Below are 18,762 nucleotides of genomic sequence, written 5' to 3' on the forward strand. Positions count from 1 at the left end.
GTGTCTCTGTTCAGCCGCGGGAATTCAAGAGCAAAGCCATGCCAAACCGGCCCTATGTCATCGACGAGCTGATCTCGGCAAAATCCATCGCGGCGCGGATCGAAACGCTGTGCCGCTCCATTCAGGAAGAATTCCGCGAGACAGACAAGCTGATCGTCGTCGGGCTGCTGCGCGGTTCCTTCGTGTTCATCGCGGACCTGGTGCGCGAGCTCGACCTGCCGATCGAGGTCGATTTCCTCGAAGCCTCGAGCTATGGCGACGGCACGGAAAGCAGCCGCGAGGTGCGCATCCTCAAGGATCTGCGCGGCGCCATCGAGGGGCGCGACGTGCTGGTGGTGGAGGATATCGTCGATACCGGCCACACGTTGCATCACGTCACCAACCTGCTGCGCTCGCGCAACCCGGCCAGGCTGCGCTCCATCGCGCTGCTCGACAAGCCGAGCCGCCGCGAGGTCGATCTCAAGGCCGACTGGACAGGCTTCGAGATCCCGGACGAATTCGTCGTCGGCTACGGCATCGACTTCGCACAACGCAACCGCAACCTGCCCTATATCGGCAAGGTCCGCTTCACCTGAGGATCCCGTTGATGGAGCCGCGCTGGCTGTTTCGCATGTCCCGCTGGGCGCGCAACCCGCCCTCTCCGGCCCGGGTCAAGCTGGTCTTCGCGATCATTGCCCTGGCACTGGCGATCGGCGCGATCGAATGGCTGGGCTACTGGCCGGACTGGGCGACAGCCGAGAGAATCCGGCCACGGTTCTGATCGCCCCGCGCGCTTCTTCGGGTGACAAATACCTCCGCCGGAGGCGCCCGTCCGCGCCGCGCGCGCGCCGTTTCGACGAATCGATCACATTTTTGTCAGCTCTCCCCTCACGAACGCGTGTTACCGTTCCGAAAACAAGGGAGATCACCATGACGACACTCGGAAAATCGACATTCCTCTGGCTCGGCCTCGCCCTCACCGCCAGCGCCGGTATCGCCATCGCGCAGAAGGCGGCGGAGCTCGATCCCGCGGTTGCGGCGCGGCAGGCGCAGATGCGGCTGGTGGGTTATCACACCGGCATTCTCGGCGCGATGGCCAAGGGCGAGCGGGAATATGATGCCGAACTGGCGCGGCTCGCGGCGACCAATCTCAACACCGCGGCCTCCTTCGAAAACGCGACGATGTGGATCGAGGGCACGGAACAGGGCGTCGCCGAGGGCACCCGCGCCAAGGCGGAGATCTGGAGCGATTCGGCCGGTTTCGCGGAGAAATACGACCAGCTCGGGCAGGCCAGCGCCGCGATGATTGACGCGGCCGGGACCGATCTCGACGCGCTGAAGGCCGCGATGGGCGATCTCGGCGGCGCCTGCAAGGCGTGCCACGAGGATTACCGCGGGCCCGAGAATAAGTAAGCTGACATGCGGCGGCTTCTGCTGATCCTGCTGATCGGCCTGCTCATGGTCGGCGGGCTCGGCTGGGCGCTGACCCGCCCGGCCGATCTCGAACGTGATCTTGCCGCCGACCATCAGCCCGACCCGGAGGCCGGCGCGCTTGTCTTTACCGCGGCGGGCTGTGCCTCCTGTCACGCCGCGCCGAAATCGGAGGGCGAGGACAGGCTTGTGCTGACCGGCGGCATGGGCTTTGCCAGCGACTTCGGCACGTTCCACGCCCCCAACATCTCGCCCCATCCCGAGGCCGGTATCGGCAGCTGGAGTTTCGAGGATTTCGCCCGCGCCCTGACCCGCGGCGTCTCGCCGGAGGGCGAGCATTACTATCCCGCCTTCCCCTACACGGCCTATCAGCACATGACCGCGGAGGACCTGCGCGACCTCTTCGCCTATATGCAGAGCCTGCCGCCCGATGCGACGCCGAGCCGCGCCCATGAGGTCGGCTTTCCCTTCAACATCCGCCGCGGCCTCGGCCTCTGGAAACGTCTGTTCATGGCGCAGGATCACGTCGTCGCGGCCTCCGGGAACGCGCAACTGGTACGCGGCCGCTATCTCGTCGAGGCGCTGGCCCATTGCGGCGAATGTCACACGCCGCGCAATGCCTTGGGCGGGCTCGATCGCAGCCGCTGGCTCGCCGGTGCGCCCAACCTCTCGGGCAAGGGGCGCATTCCCAACATCACGCCGGGCGAGCTCAGCTGGTCCGAGGCCGATCTGATGGGCTATTTCACCACCGGTTTCACCCCGGATTACGACACCGCGGGCGGCGAGATGGCCGAGGTCGTGGACAATCTCGCGCAATTGCCCGAAAGCGACCGCGCCGCGATCATCACATATCTCAAGGCGCTGCCGCCAATTCCCTAGGCGATGCCGAGCTTGCGGTTGCGCGCCGCGCGCAGACGGGCGAAATCATCGCCCGCGTGATAGCTCGATCGGGTGAGCGGCGTGGCCGAGACCATCAGGAAACCCTTGCCATAGGCCGCCTTCTCATAAGAGGCGAATTCATCGGGATGCACGAAACGGTCGACCGCGTGATGCTTGGGCGTCGGCTGCAGATATTGTCCGATGGTGAGGAAATCGATATCCGCCGCGCGCATGTCCTCCATCACCTGGATCACCGATTGGCGGTCCTCTCCGAGCCCGACCATGATGCCCGACTTGGTGAACATCGACGGGTCGAGTTCCTTGACCCGCTGGAGCAGCCGCAGCGAATGGAAATAGCGCGCGCCGGGGCGCACCTCGGGGTAGAGACCGGGCACGGTTTCGAGGTTGTGATTGAAGACATCCGGCCGCGCCTCCACGACCTTCTCCAGCGCCGAGGCGTCGCAGCGGATGAAATCCGGTGTCAGGATCTCGATCGTCGTCTCCGGGCTGCGATGGCGCACGGCGCGGATGGTCTGGGCAAAATGCTCCGCCCCGCCGTCCTCGACATCGTCACGGTCAACGCTCGTGATCACCACGTGATTGAGCCCGAGCTTCGCCACCGCATCGGCGACACGCCCCGGCTCGAACACATCAAGCGCCTCGGGCGGGCGGCCGGTCGCGATGTTGCAGAAGGTACAGGCGCGAGTGCAGACCTCGCCCATGATCATCATCGTAGCGTGACCCTGGCTCCAGCATTCCCCAACATTGGGGCAGCCGGCCTCTTCGCAGACGGTGACCAGCTTGTTGTCGCGCATGATCCGCGCGGTTTCGGCATAGCCCTTGCCGCCGGGCGCCTTGACGCGGATCCAGTCGGGTTTCTTGGGCTGAGGATTGTCCGGTCGCCGGGCCTTTTCGGGGTGGCGCTGCTCGGGGATCTTCAAGTCACGCATGAATTAGGCCTCTGGTCATCGCAAATCGGTGCGCCCTGTGTAGCACAAACCGCGCCAGACAAAAGCACCCTGTCATGCCCCCGTCCCGCCTGCACCGCGGCTCAGAATGACCAGCGATAGCCCACCACCACCGCGTTCGATCCGGCCTCGGGCTGCAAGGCGCCGAAGGCGTCGGAGCGGTGATGCAGGCGCAGGAACAGGCTGTCTCCGGCGCGCGGCGCCGTGAATTCGGCCTCCAACAGCCAATAGACCAGACTGTGCCGGGAATCGCCGTCATTGCGGATCTCCACCTCCGGCACATCACTCGCAAAGGAGGCCCCGACTCCGAAGGCGACGCTTTCGAGCAGACGCGAGAACGGGCGCTCGGGGTGATATCGCAGGATCAGCGGCAGGTTTGCCTCCCAATGGTCCTGCAAGCCGAAATGCCGCAGCAGCTGCAGCTCGATCCCCCATGTCCAGCGGCTGTCGCCAAGCGGCCAGTCCTGCGCCAGCGCGATGCCAAGAAGCTGGCTGTCGACGAAATCCACATCGCCGGGACGGAACAATTCCTCGAAATGATTCGAGGTCATCTGACCGGCGAAAACCGAAAGGGTCCGATCCGCGTCCTGCGCGCCCGCGAGTTGCGCCGCGAATGCAGGGACCAAGCCGCAGGCCGCCAGTACCGCCGCGCGCTTCTTCATCGCAGACCCCTTTCCGGGCGTGTGCCCTCTTCGGCGCACCCTGCCCTCACTGTGCTGCGCCCGCGCCTCTCGCGTCAAGTCATGCGGCTCTCGCAGATGCAGCAGGGTGCGCGGGCTTGCCCGGAGCTGCGACAAATCCGCGCTATATATCAATTTGTTAGCCTATGTCATACCGGCATTGCGCAGCTGCGGCATTTCGCGAATTGAAGCCGTCTTGGAATCGTTCTAGATAGGCGCCCGAACGAGCGAATTAAAGAGGATGACGCGATGAAGACCGGTATCAATGTGCCCAACGTGACCTTCCGCACCCGCGTGCGTGACGAAAGCATCGAAGGAAGCAATCCTTTCCGCTGGGAAGACAAAACCAGCGATGATTTCTTCAAGGGCAAGCGGGTCGTGCTGTTCTCCCTGCCCGGCGCCTTCACCCCGACCTGCAGCACCTACCAGCTGCCCGGTTTCGAGCAGAATTTCGAGACCTTCAAGAGCCACGGCATCGACGCGATCTACTGCCTGTCGGTCAACGACAGCTTCGTGATGAACAAGTGGAAAGAGATGCAGGGTGTCGAGAATATCGACGTGATCCCCGACGGTTCCGGCGAATTCACCCGGCGCATGGGCATGCTGGTGGCCAAGGACAACCTCGGCTTCGGTGCGCGCAGCTGGCGCTATGCCGCGATCGTCAATGACGGCAAGATCGAAGCCTGGTTCGAGGAGCCCGGCATCTGCGACAACCACGGCGAGGACCCCTATGGCGTCTCCAGCCCGGAGAACCTGCTGGAATATCTCAACGAGAAGGCCAAGTCGGTCGCAGCGGAATAATCGGTTTCGGTAACGAGTACGATTTCTGACAAGTTGCATTTCTGACGATTGGACAGGCCCCTCGCATCTGCCGATGCGGGGGCTTTTTCTTGCGCCGCCTGCGCCTCTGCGCCGCCCTGCCTCAGCCCGCCCCGGTGAAGGCGCGCTGTTCCTGAAGACCGGCATCGCGCAGCACGGCGGCCAACGCACCGTGCCAGCCGTCCTTCGGGGTACTGGCCCTGCAGACCAACCCGATCAACCGGGCCGGTTCGGGCACGCGGAAGCGTCGCAGGCGCAGGCCGGGCGCGGCATCGGTCTCGGTCCGCGCGGCGATCTCGGGCATCAGCGTCATCCCGAACCCGGCCTCGACCAGCCGCGAGAGCGTCGCCAGCGAGGACGCACCGGTATTGATCCCGGCCTGCGTGCGGTCGCGCTGACAGACCTCCAGCGCCTGATCGGTCAGGCAATGACCATCCTCCAGCAGCATCAGCGGCGTCCGGTCGAGATCGGTTGGCCGCGTGACATTGCCAGCGGCCATGCGCTCGCGCGACCCGGCCAGCAGGAAACGATCCTCGAACAGCGGCGTCTCGCTCAGACCGTCGGCGCCACTCGGCAGTGCCATCACGGCCGCATCGAGACTTCCCTCGCCAAGCGCGGTCAGCAATTGATCGGTCTGCGCCTCGCGCACCTCGACACGCAGCGAAATGTCCTGCCCGCGCAGCAGCGCCAGCGCGCCGGGCAACAGATAGGGCGCGATCGTCGGGATCAGCCCCAGCGCCAGCGTCCCGGCCAGCCCGATCTGCATCCGCGCCGTGGCATCGAGCTGTTTCGCCCGGTCGAGAATATCCTCCGCCTGGGACAGGATCTGCCGCCCCAGCGGCGTCAGCAGCGCGGCCCGCGATTGCCGCTCGATCAGCCGCCCGCCAAGCGCTGTTTCAAGGCTTCGGATCTGCACCGAAAGCGCCGGCTGCGAGATGTTGCAGGCAATGGCGGCGCGGCCGAAATTGCCGGTATCGGCGAGCGCCTTGAAATAGCCGAGTTGTCGGAGCGTGAAGTTCATAGCTTTTGATTATCGCAAATCGCAAAAACTGCAATTGGAAATTATCATCGCGACCTGCGACATTGCCCTTGAGAAATCAAAGCCCGAAGGAGACGATCGTGACCAAACGCATGACCACCAGTGCCGGCGCGCCGATGCCGACCAACGAAACCTCCGAAACCGCCGGGGCGCGCGGTCCGCTGCTGATGCAGGATTACCAGCTGATCGAAAAGCTGGCCCACCAGAACCGCGAGCGCATCCCCGAGCGCGCCGTCCATGCCAAGGGCTGGGGCGCCGAGGGCACCTTCACCGTCACCCATGACATCAGCGACTATACCTGCGCCGCGATCTTCTCCAAGGTCGGCAACAGCTGTGACATCCTCAGCCGCTGGTCCACCGTGGCAGGCGAGCTCGGCGCCGCCGACAGCGAGCGCGACGTGCGCGGCTTCTCGATCAAATTCTATACCGAGGAGGGCAATTGGGACGTGGTCGGCAACAACACCCCGATCTTCTTCGTGCGCGACGCCTACAAGTTTCCCGATTTCATCCGCACTCAGAAACGTCACCCGCGCACCAATCTGCGCTCGCCCGAGGCGATGTTCGATTTCTGGGCGGCGCAGCCCGAATCCGTGCATCAGGTGACGATCCTCATGTCCGACCGCGGCATTCCGGTAAACCCGATGCATATGCACGGGTACGGCAGCCACACCTATTCGATGTGGAACGCCAAGGGTGAGCGGCATTGGGTGAAGTTCCATTTCCGCTGCCAGCAGGAGATCCGCAACCGCACCAATGAGGAGGCCGAAAGGCTGATCGGCCAGACCCGCGAAAGCTTCCAGGAAGATCTCTTCAACGCCATCGAAGGCGGTCAATTCCCCAAATGGGAGCTCAACATCCAGGTGATGCCCGAAGCCGATGCCGAGACCTGCGGCTTCAACCCGTTCGATCTCACCAAGGTCTGGCCGCATGGGGATTACCCGCTGATCCCGGTCGGCATGCTGGAGTTCAACAGGAATCCCGACAATTACTTCCAGATGATCGAGAACGCGGCCTATTCGCCTTCCAACAAGATCCCCGGCATCGGTTTCTCCCCCGACAAGATGCTGCAGGCGCGGGTGTTTTCCTATGCGGACGCGCATCGCTACCGGCTTGGCACGCATTACGAGGCGCTGCCCGCCAACGCGCCGCGCGCCGCCAGACTGCATCATTATCACAAGGACGGCAGCATGCGCTTCTTCCCGCAGCTCACCGGTCATCCCGATGCCTATTACGAGCCCAACCAATACGAGGAAAGCGCCCGGCCCGACCCGTCGGTGATGGAACCGCCGCTGCGGATCCATGGCGATGCCGACCGCTATCGCCAGGACGAAGCCGATGCCGACTACGTTCAGCCCCGAGCGCTTTATCTCGAAGTGATGGATCAGGCGCAACGCGACCGGCTGCATGCGAATATGGCCGGGGCGATGGCGCCTTGTTCGGACAGCGTCAAGGAACGCTGGTATGCGGTGCTGGAAAAGGTGCATCCCGACTACGCGGCAGGTGTGCGCAATGCGGTCGAAAAGGACGCGGTGGCGATCTCGGTGACCGACGAAACCCCCACGAAGGTCGCCGAATAAACCGTCGAAAGAGCGGATCAATCCGGCGTGGTGCAGGTCGCCGCGCCGGATCGAACAGCTAGCCGATGAGCGGACCGCCCGGTCCGACAGTCTCGTCATAGTGACGTTTCAGCCGCATCAGCGCGATCCTCAGCACGATCTTGCCCGAGCGCGCCGACCAGCCGAGCCGCTTTTCCGCCGCTTCCAGCCCCTCGAGATAACAACAGCAGCGCAGCACCACGTCCGAGAGCCCCGGCCCCAGCTCCGCCAGCGCCGCGGCCACCCGGGCACGCGCCTGTGATGCCGCGTCCGGCCCGCTCGCGGGACCGGCGCGGCCCTTTGCCGCGCCGCTCAGGAAACGATCCCAGTCCTGCGTCACCCGCGGCCCCGTCTGGCCCAGTTCGAAATCCTCGCGCAACCGCTCTCCCGCATGTACCAGCGCGGCGGAGAGGAAGGGCGCGCCGCCTTTCTCCCGACGCCGGGCCAAGACCGTCAGCGGGCTGTCACCCAGGCTGTAACGCTGGCGGCGGCCCCCTCCGCTTTCCGCCTGATCCGGCAGGTCGAGCGCGCCTTCGCCTGACCCCGGAGGCTCGTCGAGCTCGGCTGCGAGGGCACAGTCCTTTTCCAGCATCTGCGCCAGAGCGGCACGCCCGGCGCTGGTGATCTGATAGCGGATGATCCGCCCGCTGCCGCTGCTGGCGATCCAGTCTTTCAGCGCCATCGCCTGCGCGACGGCCCGGTCGACAACGGCCGTGCGGGTGCCGCCGCCGCGTGCGGCATCGCGGACCACAACCGCCTTCTCCATCTCCGCCGCCACCGCCAGCACCGCGCCGCTTTCGCAGAGCCGCCGCAGCACCCGCAGGGACTCGCGCCAGAGCGTGGCGTCATCCGGCAGCGGCGTGACCGGCCCCATCGCGATCGGTTTGCGTTGTGCCGGGTCGGCCGATTGTCGGCGTATAGTCCCGCGCTTGCTGAGCCCCAGCGAGCAGAGCGCGGCATCGACCAGCGGGTCATCCCGACGCATCTCGATCCGGCGGATCTGGCGCAGGATCGTTGACGCATGACAGCCCGCGTCGCGCGCCAGCGCCCGGATCGCCTCACCATCCTCGGTATGTGCCAGATAATGCTTCGCCCCACGCGGCACCCAGGACGGCAGGACGCGCGGCAGGGGGGCGGAAAAACAGGTCTCGGAGGGCATAGCGGTCATGCTGCCGGCGCTCCCTTTTTCTTTGATGTTGTTCACAGAATACCCACTCAACTTATGGATGCATTGGTTACCTGAATGTTAAAATCAGGCCGTCCGGTAAGCATTGTTGATAAAGGGTAAACGGAGCAGAAAGCCGCCGTGCGACCGAAACCGCAGCCACGCAACACCCGTTTCACTTGTGCAAACATCCCGCTGCACCCGGCGATTCACGCCGCTTCCACCGAAGGGATGATACCATGCAAGACCTGATCTCGATGCTGCAGCAACGTCACCGCCCGGCCCTGTTGATGCGCGCTGCGCGGATCGGGGTGCAGGAATATCGCCGCGCCGTGCACCTGCCCCGCCTGCTCGGGCTGCTGGAGGCCCCCCGGCCGGGTGTCGCGCTGGTGAAGTTGATGGAGATCGAGGCGGCGCAGGAATCCCGGCGCCTGCAGGGCGATGCCGGGTACAGTCTCGCGCGTCACCTCGATGCGTTGATCGCGCTCGTCGGTGAGGCACGCCTGTTGCGGGCCAGCCGGGGGGAGGCCGCACCGCGCCAAGGCGCGGAGCGGCGCACCAGCCTCACATGAAACTGTCGGGCTCGGCGGCCTTGCGCTGCGCAACGAAGGCGTCCAACGCCTCGCGAATGCCGGGGTCCATCTCCGGCTGCTGGTAATCGCCGAGCAGCTTCTCGACCCGGGCCGTGGCCAGCGCCTGGGTATCGCGCGCGCCCTCGTCGGCCCAGGTTTCGAAGGGCTTGTAATCCAGCAGATCCGACTTCCAGAAGGCCGATTTGAAATTGGCCTGCGTATGGGCGCAGCCGAGATAGTGACCGCCCGGCCCGACCTCGCGGATCGCATCCATCGCCTGGGCGTTCTCGTCGATCTCGACCCCCCTGGCGAGGTGATGCAGCGTACCGAGCTGATCCGCATCCATGACGAATTTCTCGAAGGAGCTGACCAGCCCGCCTTCGAGCCAGCCGCAGGCATGCAGCATGAAGTTGACCCCTGCCAGCAGCCCCATGTTGAGGGAGTTCGACGTCTCATAGGCCGCCTGCGCATCGGGCAGTTTCGAACCGCAGAACGATCCGGCCGAGCGATAGGGCAGATTGAGCCGCCGTGCCAGCTGCCCCGCGCCATAGGTGATATGCGCGGCCTCCGGCGTGCCGAAGGTCGGCGCGCCGCTGTTCATGTCGATGGAGGTCACGAAGGCCCCCATGATCACCGGCGCGCCCTTGCGCACCAGCTGGCTGTAGGCAATGCCTGCCAGCGTTTCGGCCAGCACCTGGGTCAGCGTCCCGGCCACCGACACCGGCGCCATGGCACCGCCGACGATGAAGGGCGAAATGATGCAGGCCTGGTTGTTGCTGGCATAGACCTCGAGCGCGCCCATCATCACGTCGTCGAAGGTCATCGGCGAGTTGATGTTGATCAGCGAGGTCATCACCGTGTTCTGCTGCACGAAATCTTCACCGAACAGCACGCCGCACATATCAACTGAATCCTGCGCGCGGCTGGGTTCGGTTACCGACCCCATGAACGGCTTGTCGCTCAATGTCATATGCGCATGCAGCATGTCGAGATGGCGCTTGTTCACCGGAATGTCGGTCGGCTCGCAGACCGTGCCGCCCGAGTGATGCAGCCATTTCGACATATAGGCGAGTTTCACGAATTTGTTGAAATCCGCCATCGTCGCATAGCGCCGCCCACCGGCGGCGTCGCGCACGAAGGGCGGGCCATAGACCGGGGCCAGCACAAGGTTGCGTCCGCCGACCTCGACATTGCGGGCCGGGTTGCGGGCATGCTGGGTGAAGCTCGACGGCGCGGTTTCGCAGAGCTTGCGGGCCAGACCGCGGGGAATGCGCACGCGCTCGCCCTGCAGGTCGGCCCCGGCATCGCGCCAGCGCTGCAGCGCGCCGGGATTGTCGGGGAAGTTCACCCCGATCTCCTCGAGCACCGTCTCGGCGTTATGCTCGATGATCTCCAGCGCCTCCTCGGTCAGCACTTCGAAATTGGGAATGTTGCGCTCGATGAAGCGGGCGGTCTCGAAGGAGACCGCGCTGCGCTGCGCCCGCCGGGCCGCGCCACCGCCGCCCCGTGCCCGTCTTGCTGATTCCGCCATGTCCTGTCCTTCCAGCAGTAAGTTTTGCCCGTGCCTAGCGCATCCGTCGCCGGAGGCTGGCGCGGATAACGGCGAGGCAGGGCAAAAAGCGACATGGCCGCCTCTGAGGCCGCATGTGGCCGCCAAATAAATGCTCCGGCCCCCACGGGGCACGGCCATCCACCCTTGCCTCCGCTCCCAAGCCCGCCTAATCAGTCGCCATGACAGACATCATCCAAGATACCCATGACCGCCTGCTGATCATCGATTTCGGCAGCCAGGTCACGCAGCTGATCGCGCGGCGCCTGCGCGAGCTCAACGTCTTCTGCGAGATCCATCCCTTCAACAGCGTCACCGACGACTTTCTGAAGGAATTCGCGCCCAAGGCGGTGATATTTTCCGGCGGCCCCTCCTCGGTCTTTTCCGAAGGTGCGCCAATGCCGCCGCAATCTGTCTTCGAGCTCGGCGTACCGATCCTCGGCATCTGTTATGGCCAGCAGGTGATGATGCATTGTCTCGGCGGTCATGTGGAACGCGGTCACGGCACCGCCGAATTCGGCCGCGCCTTCGTCACCCCGACCGGTCAGGAGCTCGACCTGCTGGAAGGCTGGTTCGCCACCGATCGCGAGCAGGTCTGGATGAGCCACGGCGATCACGTCAGCAAGATCGCACCGGGCTTCGAGGTCTTCGGGACCTCGCCCAACGCGCCCTTCGCCATCACCGGCGACCCATCCCGGCATTTCTACGCGGTGCAGTTCCACCCCGAAGTGCACCACACGCCCAATGGCGCGCGGCTCTACGAGAATTTCGTGCGTCTCGCCGGGTTCAAGGGCGACTGGACCATGAGCGCCTACCGCGAGGAGGCGATTGCCGCGATCCGCGAGCAGGTGGGCGACCAGAAGGTGATCTGCGGCCTGTCGGGCGGCGTTGATTCCTCCGTCGCGGCGGTGTTGATCCATGAGGCGATCGGCGACCAGCTTACCTGCGTCTTCGTCGATCACGGCTTGCTGCGCAAGGGCGAGGCCGAAGAGGTCGTGAAGATGTTCCGCGACCATTACAACATGCCGCTGATCCATGCCGACGAGCAGGAGCTGTTCCTTGGCGCGCTCGACGGTGTGAGCGATCCCGAGACCAAGCGCAAGATTATCGGCAAGCTCTTCATCGACGTGTTCCAGAAACACGCCAAGGAGGTTGGCGATGCGACCTTCCTCGCGCAGGGCACGCTCTATCCCGATGTGATCGAAAGCGTTTCCTTCTCCGGCGGCCCGTCGGTCACGATCAAGAGCCATCACAATGTCGGCGGCCTGCCCGAGAAGATGGGCCTGAAACTGGTCGAGCCGCTGCGCGAGCTGTTCAAGGACGAGGTCCGCGAGCTCGGTCGTGAGCTCGGCCTGCCGCCGAGTTTCATCGGCCGCCATCCCTTCCCCGGCCCCGGTCTGGCGATCCGCTGCCCCGGCGAGATCACCCGCGAGAAGCTCGACATCCTGCGCGAAGCGGATGCGGTCTATATCGACCAGATCCGCCGCCATAATCTCTATGACGAGATCTGGCAGGCTTTCGTCGCGATCCTGCCGGTGCGCACGGTCGGGGTGATGGGCGACGGGCGGACCTATGACTTTGCCTGCGCCCTGCGCGCGGTGACCTCTGTGGACGGCATGACCGCAGATTACTACCCGTTCACCCATGATTTCCTAGGCGAAACCGCGACGCGGATCATCAATGAGGTGCCGGGGATCAACCGGGTGACCTATGACATCACCTCGAAGCCTCCGGGCACCATCGAGTGGGAATGAGCCGGGAGGTCACCCTCACCGGCCATCTGATCTGCGAGGATGCCGAACAGGCGCAGCGCATTGCCGAGGCGCTGCCCGCCCATGTGGCGCTCACCCGAACGGAGCCGGGCTGCCTGGCATTCGAGGTGCTGCGCGGGGATGACCCGCGGACCTTCACGGTGGCGGAACGATTCGCCGACCCGGCGGCCTTCGCGGCGCATCAGAAACGCAGTGCGGCTTCCGACTGGGCGCTAATCAGTGCAGGTATCACGCGGGATTACGAAATCACGGGGCTGCCGTGAGCCCGGTCCTGCGCGCCGGGATCTGGATGAGCGGCTCGATCGCCTCCTTCTCGATCATGGCGATTGCCGGACGCGAGCTTGGCGCCCATTTCGACACGTTCGAAATCATGACCTACCGCAGCGCCGTCGGGCTGTTGATCGTCGCCGGACTGCTGACCCTGAACAGGCGCTGGCAGCAGATCAACCGGCGCGATCTCGGCCTTCAGGTGGTGCGCAACCTCGCCCATTTCACCGGCCAGAACCTGTGGTTCTTCGCGGTCACGGTGATTCCGCTGGCGCAGGTCTTCGCGCTGGAATTCACCTCCCCGCTCTGGGTCATCGTGCTCTCGCCGCTGTTGCTGGGCGAACGGCTGACGCGGATGCGCGCCTTGGCCGCGCTGATGGGGTTCGTCGGCATCCTGATCGTCGCACGCCCGGACATGGCCGGGCTGACGCCCGGTATCGTCGCCGCGGCAGGCTCGGCCGTCTTTTTCGCGCTCACCACGATCTTCACCAAGCGCCTGACCCGCAGCCAGCCGATCGCCTGCATCCTGCTCTATCTTACGGGGCTGCAACTGCTTTTCGGACTGATCGCCGCCGGTTACGACGGTGTCATCGCCGCGCCGACACTGGTGCATGCGCCCTATCTGATCCTTGTCGGGCTGGCCGGGCTGCTGGCGCATTTCTGCCTGACCAACGCGCTTGCCATCGCCCCCGCGACGGTGGTGGTGCCCTTCGACTTCGTGCGCCTTCCGGTGATCGCGATGCTCGGCATGCTGCTCTATGGGGAGCTGCTCGATCCGCTGGTCTTCGTCGGGGCGGCGATCATCTTCACCGGTATCTATCTCAACCTCTGGTCGGAGACCCGTCGCGCGCCGCGCGAAACTGTGACGTGAGGTCATCACTTTCTGTCCCTGCGTCAGCGCTTGACTGAATCCGTCTTTAATCAATTCATGGGTTGCAATAACAATACCCGTAAAGGGTGTACTGATTGACGCTTCGGGGAGGAGCAAACAAATGACCAGGAATCTTATCGCCATCGCCGCGCTCATGGGGAGCGCCAGCACGGTCGCCGCCGGGGGGCTTGACCGCTCGGGCCAGAAGATCGGCGTGCTGTTCGAGACCGGCAATCTCTTCGAGCTGAGCTATGGCCATGTCGATCCGAGCGTTGACGGCGTGGAGAACGGCAGCACGCTTACCACCAATACGATCGGCGATGTCGCCGACAGTTTTGGCGTGCTTGGGGCCGGGCTCAAGTATCAGTTCAACGAACGTGTCTCCATGGCACTGATCGTCGACGAGCCCTATGGCTCGGACATCACCTATCCCGGCAATCCTGCGGTAACGGCGCTCGGCGGCACCTCCGCGATCGTCGACAGTTTCGCGATCACGGCGCTGGGACGCTACAAGTTCGACGATAACTGGAGCATGCATGGCGGTCTGCGCTATCAGGAGATCGAGGCCGACGTAACCCTCGGTGGCAATGCCTATGGGGGACTCAATGGCTATAACGGTGCGTTCGGCAGCGATGGCGCAGTCGGCTATATCGTCGGTGCTGCCTATGAGCGTCCCGAAATCGCCCTGCGCGTGGCGCTGACCTACAATTCTAAGATCGATCATGACCTTCCAACCGTGGAGACAGTCGGCGGCTTTGTAGTCAATCCGGGCAGCGAGACTGAAGTCACGGCGCCCGAGAGCCTCAACCTCGATTTCCAGACCGGGATCGCGCAGGACACGCTGCTCTTCGGCTCGATCCGCTATGCACGCCACGAGGATGTCATCGTCTCGCCCGCCTTCTTCGATTCCCAGGTCGATCCGGCTAATTCCGGCTCCAGCCTCACAGATATCGAGAATTCGACCGATATCGAGATCGGCATCGGTCACCGCTTCACCGACCGTTTTTCGGGTTCGCTGGCGGTCGGCTATCAAACCAAGGGCGAGGACGATCTCGTCTCGCCGCTGGCACCGACCAACGGCGCGCGCTGGGTTTCGCTCGGCGGCAGCTACAAGATGACCGATCAGGTCAAGCTCAGCGGCGGTGTACGCTATACCGAGCTCGGCGATGCGCAGCCGCAGACCGCCGGGACGGCCCGTGCGGATTTCGAGGACAATTCCGCGGTCTCCGTCGGTTTCAAGATCAGCTACAATTTCTGATCCCGGGGAATATCCGAAACGCCGAACCCGCCGCCCCCCGCGGCGGGTTTTTTCGTGCTGCACGACTGGCTTGCGCATGAAACGGGTCGCAGCGCCCTGCAGCGGCGGCTAGATCGATAGACATGAACGGACATGACAACATACCCGCCCGCGCCTGGGGAGAAATGCTCCTGCTCGCCCTGCTTTGGGGCGGTTCCTTCCTCGCGGTGCGCGTCGCACTTGACGAGATCGGACCGCTCACCTCGGTCGCGCATCGGGTGTTCTGGGCGATGCTGGTACTCTGGATCGCAGTGCTCGCCCTGCGTCTGCCGCTGCCGCGCGATCCGAAAATCTGGGGCGCCTTCCTGGTGATGGGCCTGCTCAACAACGCCATTCCCTTCGGTCTGATGGCCTGGGGGCAGCTTCATATCGAAAGCGGTCTGACCTCGATCCTCAATGCCGCGACCGCGATTTTCGGCGTGCTGGTGGCGGCGCTGCTGCTGTCGGACGAGCGGCTGAGCCCGCGCAAGGCCTGCGGCGTGCTGCTGGGTTTTGCCGGGGTCGCCACGGCGATCGGACTGGACAACCTGCGCGATCTTGACCTGCGCTCGCTGGCGCAGCTCGCGGTGCTGGGTGGCGCGCTCTCCTATGCCTTTGCCGGTGTCTGGGCGCGGCGGATGCTGGCGGGCCAGCCGCCGCAGCTTGCCGCCGCCGGAATGCTGACCGGTTCGAGCCTGATTATGCTTCCCCTGGCCCGTATCGTCGAAGGTCCGGCCACCCTGACGTTGGAGCCGGTGACGCTTGCAGCCATTGCCTATTACGCCTTGGCGGCCACGGCGCTGGCCTATCTGCTCTATTACCGGGTGCTCGGCATGATCGGCAGCGGCAACCTGATGCTGGTTACGCTGCTGGTGGCCCCGGTGGCGATGCTGCTCGGCAGTCTGGTGCTTGGCGAGCAGCTGCGCCCGGCCGCCTATGTCGGATTTGTCATTCTCGCGCTCGGGCTGCTGGTGCTCGACGGGCGCATCTGGCGTCTGCTGCGCGGTTGAGCTAGTCAGGATCAAACCTTTTGCAACGGACCTGACCCATGCTCTATTCCTCCGCGGCCGAGTGGCGCGCCGCGCCCCGGCGCAAGATCCTCGTTTTCGGCATGTCGGGGCTGGGCAAGACCCATCTGTCGAGCCTGCTGCGCCAATCCGGCGACTGGTTTCACTATTCGATCGATTACCGCATCGGCACCCGCTACCTCGGCGAAATCATCGCCGACAACGCCAAGGCCGAGGCGATGAAAGTGCCGTTCCTGCGCGACCTGCTGCTCAGCGACTCGATCTATATCGGCTCCAACATCACTTTCGACAATCTCTCTCCGGTGGCCACCTGGCTCGGCAAGCCCGGCAATCCGGCCAGGGGCGGCATGGCGATGGCGCAATATGCCGAGCGTCAGGAAGCGTTTCGGCGCGCCGAGATCGCCGCCCTGCGCGATACCGGCCATTTCGCCAACCGCGCCGAAAGCCTCTATGGCTACCCGCATTTCATCTGCGACACGGGCGGGTCGATCTGCGAATGGGTCGATCCCGAAGATCCCGACGATGCGCTGCTGAACACGTTGAGCGAGGAAGCGCTGCTGGTCTGGATCAGGGGCGATGAGGCCCATACAGAAGAGCTGATCCGCCGCTTCGATCGCGCCCCCAAACCAATGGCCTATCAACCTGAATTCCTCGCGAGGGTTTGGCAGGAATATCTGAACGAAAACAATGTTTCAGAGCAGGACGTTGATCCTGACAGCTTCATCCGCTGGACCTATGCCCAGGCGCTGGCGCATCGCCAGCCGCGCTATGAGGCGATGAGCAAATGGGGGGTGACGGTCAGCGCCGATCAGGTCGCCTCCCTGCGCTCCGAACAGGATTTCACTGATCTCATCGCCGGATGTCTCGGCGGCTGAGATCCGCATACACCGTCCCGTGATTGCCGCCCCCTTGGCAGTGGCGGGCCGGCCAACTAATTAACTGCCGCAAGCAAGGAGCTGACAATGCCCATCAAGATCCCCGCCACCCTGCCCGCCTATGACGTGCTTACGCGCGAAGGCGTGATGGTGATGGACGAGGATCAGGCGGGCCGGCAGGATATCCGCCCGCTGCGCATCGCCCTGCTCAACCTGATGCCCAAGAAGGTGCAGACCGAGAACCAGTTCGCCCGGCTGATCGGTGCCACGCCGCTGCAGATCGAACTTAGCCTCGTGCGCATGTCCGAACACCAGACCCGCAACACCGCCGCGGAGCATATGGAGAGTTTCTATCGCCCCTTCGAGGAGGTCCGCGAGGAGAAATTCGACGGGCTGATCATCACCGGCGCGCCGATCGAGCATCTCGACTTTGATCAGGTCACCTATTGGGACGAGCTGCGCCAGGTGATGGACTGGACACAGAGCAACGTGCAATCGACCTTCGGCGTGTGCTGGGGCGGCATGGCGATGATCAACCATTTCCACGGCGTGCAGAAGCATATCCTGCCCGAGAAGGCCTTCGGCTGTTTCCGGCACCGCAATCTCAAGCCGAATTCACCCTATCTGCGGGGCTTCTCCGATGATTGCGTGGTGCCGGTGTCGCGCTGGACCGAAATGAAACAGGCCGAGGTCGATGCCGCCCCGGGTCTCGTCACGCTGCTCGGCAGCGACGAGGTCGGTCCCTGTCTGGTCGAGGATCCGGGCCATCGTGCGCTCTATATCTTCAATCATTTCGAATATGACCGCGATACGCTGAAACAGGAATATGACCGCGACACCGCCGCCGGTGTCCCGACGACAATCCCGCGCAATTACTACCCCGATGACGATCCGGCCAACCCGCCGCTCAACCGCTGGCGCAGCCATGCCCATCTGCTCTATGGCAACTGGATCAACGAGATTTACCAGAGCACGCCCTATGATCTGAACGACATTGGCGTCTAGGATGATCCTCGCGCTGCTGGTCCTGCTGGGCGTGATCGCCCTGGTTCAATGGCGCGCCGCCACACGGGAATCCCTGGCTGAGGCGGCAGCGCCGCCGAGCGGCCAGATGGTCGATGTGGATGGCGTGCAGGTCCATGCGCGGGTGCTCGGCAGCGGTCCTGACCTCGTGATGATCCACGGCGCCAGCGGCAATCTGCGGGATTTCACCTTCGATCTGGCGCAGCGGCTAAGCCCGCATTACCGGGTCACCCTGCTCGACCGGCCCGGCCTCGGCTGGACCGCGCGCCTGCCCGCCTATGCCGGTGCCTGGCGCAAGACTGCCGAACCGCCACGCGAACAGGCCGCGCTGCTGCAACGCGCCGCCGACCAGCTCGGTGTGAAGAACCCGATCGTGCTCGGCCATTCCTACGGCGGTGCCGTGGCGCTGGCCTGGGGGCTGACGCGTCCCGAGGAGACCGCCGCGCTGGTGCTGCTCGCCGCCGTGTCCAAACCCTGGCCCGGCGGGCTCGGCTGGCTCTACAAGCTCACCGGCTCGACCCTCGGCTCGGCGCTGGTGATCCCGATGATCACCGCCTTCGCCCCGAAACGCGCGGTGGAATCCAGCATCGAGGCGATCTTCGCCCCGCAAAGCGCGCCCGCAGGCTATGAGGCGCATATCGGCACCGGCCTGACCCTGCGCCGCACCAGCACCCGCGCCAATGCCCAGCAGGTCACCTCCCTGCGTCCGCATATCGTGGAAATGTCGCAGGATTATCATCGCCTGAAGATGCCCGTCGAGCTGGTCCATGGCAGCGCCGACACGATCGTGCCGCTGCAGATCCACAGCGAACCCTTGCTCAAGGACATCCCCCAGGCCCGGCTCACCCGCCTGCCCGGCATCGGACACATGCCCCATCACGCCAACCCGCAAAGCGTCATCGACGCGATCGACCGCGCCGCGCGGGATGCGGGTTTGCGTCCCCGGCCCTGACCACCCATATTGGACAGATATG

General features: G+C 64.4%; 20 protein-coding genes. 15 read left to right on the forward strand and 5 right to left on the reverse strand.

Annotation, left to right across the window (positions count from 1 at the left end):
• The first annotated feature begins 38 nt into the window (after nt 1-38).
• The 4 genes from hpt to ACFSUD_RS07130 all read left to right on the forward strand — a co-directional run bounded on the left by hpt (nt 39) and on the right by ACFSUD_RS07130 (nt 2,289).
• Entirely contained in the window at nt 39-575 is a 537-nt protein-coding gene (gene hpt, locus ACFSUD_RS07115; protein WP_386372839.1) for a hypoxanthine phosphoribosyltransferase, read from the forward strand.
• Between the two features lie 11 nt (nt 576-586).
• On the forward strand, nt 587-760 hold the full coding sequence (locus ACFSUD_RS07120; RefSeq protein WP_386372841.1) for a hypothetical protein: 174 nt from the start codon (nt 587-589) through the stop codon (nt 758-760).
• 149 nt (nt 761-909) lie between these two features.
• Nucleotides 910-1,392 (forward strand): c-type cytochrome, encoded by a 483-nt coding sequence (locus ACFSUD_RS07125; protein ID WP_386372843.1) that lies wholly within the window; start codon nt 910-912, stop codon nt 1,390-1,392.
• A gap of 6 nt (nt 1,393-1,398) precedes the next feature.
• On the forward strand, nt 1,399-2,289 hold the full coding sequence (locus ACFSUD_RS07130) for a cytochrome c (protein WP_386372845.1): 891 nt from the start codon (nt 1,399-1,401) through the stop codon (nt 2,287-2,289).
• Here ACFSUD_RS07130 and lipA read toward each other — a convergent pair.
• Together lipA and ACFSUD_RS07140 are read right to left on the reverse strand one after the other, a co-directional pair.
• Complete coding sequence (gene lipA / locus ACFSUD_RS07135; protein WP_386372847.1) at nt 2,286-3,239, reverse strand: lipoyl synthase; 954 nt, start codon at nt 3,237-3,239, stop codon at nt 2,286-2,288. The genes ACFSUD_RS07130 and lipA overlap by 4 nt on opposite strands.
• A 101-nt stretch (nt 3,240-3,340) precedes the next feature.
• Nucleotides 3,341-3,919 (reverse strand): hypothetical protein, encoded by a 579-nt coding sequence (locus tag ACFSUD_RS07140; RefSeq protein ID WP_386372849.1) that lies wholly within the window; start codon nt 3,917-3,919, stop codon nt 3,341-3,343.
• Nucleotides 3,920-4,186: 267 nt separating this feature from the next.
• Here ACFSUD_RS07140 and ACFSUD_RS07145 point away from each other — a divergent pair, with 267 nt between their 5' ends.
• On the forward strand, nt 4,187-4,738 hold the full coding sequence (locus ACFSUD_RS07145) for a peroxiredoxin (RefSeq protein ID WP_386372851.1): 552 nt from the start codon (nt 4,187-4,189) through the stop codon (nt 4,736-4,738).
• A gap of 121 nt (nt 4,739-4,859) precedes the next feature.
• Here ACFSUD_RS07145 and ACFSUD_RS07150 read toward each other — a convergent pair whose 3' ends face one another.
• Nucleotides 4,860-5,777: a hydrogen peroxide-inducible genes activator gene (locus tag ACFSUD_RS07150; RefSeq protein WP_386372853.1), complete on the reverse strand. Its 918-nt coding sequence runs from the start codon at nt 5,775-5,777 to the stop codon at nt 4,860-4,862.
• A gap of 110 nt (nt 5,778-5,887) precedes the next feature.
• On the opposite strand from ACFSUD_RS07150, the gene ACFSUD_RS07155 reads away from it, so the two are divergent.
• Nucleotides 5,888-7,372, forward strand: a complete 1,485-nt coding sequence (locus ACFSUD_RS07155; RefSeq protein WP_386373016.1) for a catalase — start codon at nt 5,888-5,890, stop codon at nt 7,370-7,372.
• Nucleotides 7,373-7,430: 58 nt separating this feature from the next.
• Here the strand turns inward: ACFSUD_RS07155 and ACFSUD_RS07160 are convergent, their stop codons facing one another.
• Entirely contained in the window at nt 7,431-8,558 is a 1,128-nt protein-coding gene (locus ACFSUD_RS07160) for a DUF6456 domain-containing protein (protein WP_449343061.1), read from the reverse strand.
• 236 nt (nt 8,559-8,794) lie between these two features.
• Between ACFSUD_RS07160 and ACFSUD_RS07165 the strand changes: the two genes are divergently transcribed.
• On the forward strand, nt 8,795-9,127 hold the full coding sequence (locus ACFSUD_RS07165; protein ID WP_386372855.1) for a DUF6477 family protein: 333 nt from the start codon (nt 8,795-8,797) through the stop codon (nt 9,125-9,127).
• Here the strand turns inward: ACFSUD_RS07165 and ACFSUD_RS07170 are convergent.
• On the reverse strand, nt 9,120-10,658 hold the full coding sequence (locus ACFSUD_RS07170; RefSeq protein ID WP_386372857.1) for a trimethylamine methyltransferase family protein: 1,539 nt from the start codon (nt 10,656-10,658) through the stop codon (nt 9,120-9,122). The two genes, ACFSUD_RS07165 and ACFSUD_RS07170, sit on opposite strands and share 8 nt — an antisense overlap.
• Before the next feature lie 200 nt (nt 10,659-10,858).
• Here ACFSUD_RS07170 and guaA point away from each other — a divergent pair, with 200 nt between their 5' ends.
• The 8 genes from guaA (at nt 10,859) to ACFSUD_RS07210 (ending at nt 18,740) form a co-directional block, all read left to right on the forward strand.
• Complete coding sequence (gene guaA, locus ACFSUD_RS07175; RefSeq protein WP_386372859.1) at nt 10,859-12,430, forward strand: glutamine-hydrolyzing GMP synthase; 1,572 nt, start codon at nt 10,859-10,861, stop codon at nt 12,428-12,430.
• Complete coding sequence (locus ACFSUD_RS07180; protein ID WP_386372861.1) at nt 12,427-12,711, forward strand: putative quinol monooxygenase; 285 nt, start codon at nt 12,427-12,429, stop codon at nt 12,709-12,711. Before guaA ends, ACFSUD_RS07180 begins: the two co-directional genes overlap by 4 nt.
• Nucleotides 12,712-12,737: 26 nt before the next feature.
• The gene (locus ACFSUD_RS07185; protein WP_386373020.1) at nt 12,738-13,586 is read left to right on the forward strand and encodes a DMT family transporter; all 849 of its coding nucleotides are present in this window, start codon (nt 12,738-12,740) and stop codon (nt 13,584-13,586) included.
• A 121-nt stretch (nt 13,587-13,707) separates the two neighbouring features.
• Nucleotides 13,708-14,844, forward strand: coding sequence for an OmpP1/FadL family transporter (locus ACFSUD_RS07190; RefSeq protein WP_386372863.1), 1,137 nt, complete (start codon nt 13,708-13,710; stop codon nt 14,842-14,844).
• A gap of 122 nt (nt 14,845-14,966) precedes the next feature.
• Nucleotides 14,967-15,872 carry a DMT family transporter gene (locus ACFSUD_RS07195; protein WP_386372865.1) on the forward strand — a complete coding sequence of 302 codons (906 nt, stop codon included), beginning with the start codon at nt 14,967-14,969 and terminating at the stop codon, nt 15,870-15,872.
• 38 nt (nt 15,873-15,910) lie between these two features.
• Entirely contained in the window at nt 15,911-16,765 is an 855-nt protein-coding gene (locus tag ACFSUD_RS07200) for an ATPase (protein WP_386372867.1), read from the forward strand.
• Nucleotides 16,766-16,852: 87 nt separating this feature from the next.
• Nucleotides 16,853-17,770 (forward strand): homoserine O-acetyltransferase MetA, encoded by a 918-nt coding sequence (gene metA, locus ACFSUD_RS07205; RefSeq protein ID WP_386372869.1) that lies wholly within the window; start codon nt 16,853-16,855, stop codon nt 17,768-17,770.
• Nucleotide 17,771: 1 nt separating this feature from the next.
• Nucleotides 17,772-18,740: an alpha/beta fold hydrolase gene (locus ACFSUD_RS07210; protein ID WP_386372871.1), complete on the forward strand. Its 969-nt coding sequence runs from the start codon at nt 17,772-17,774 to the stop codon at nt 18,738-18,740.
• The last annotated feature ends 22 nt before the right edge of the window (nt 18,741-18,762 follow it).

Origin of the sequence: Sulfitobacter aestuarii (genome assembly GCF_042685005.1) — a bacterium.
Classification (GTDB): Bacteria; Pseudomonadota; Alphaproteobacteria; order Rhodobacterales; family Rhodobacteraceae; genus Sulfitobacter; species Sulfitobacter aestuarii.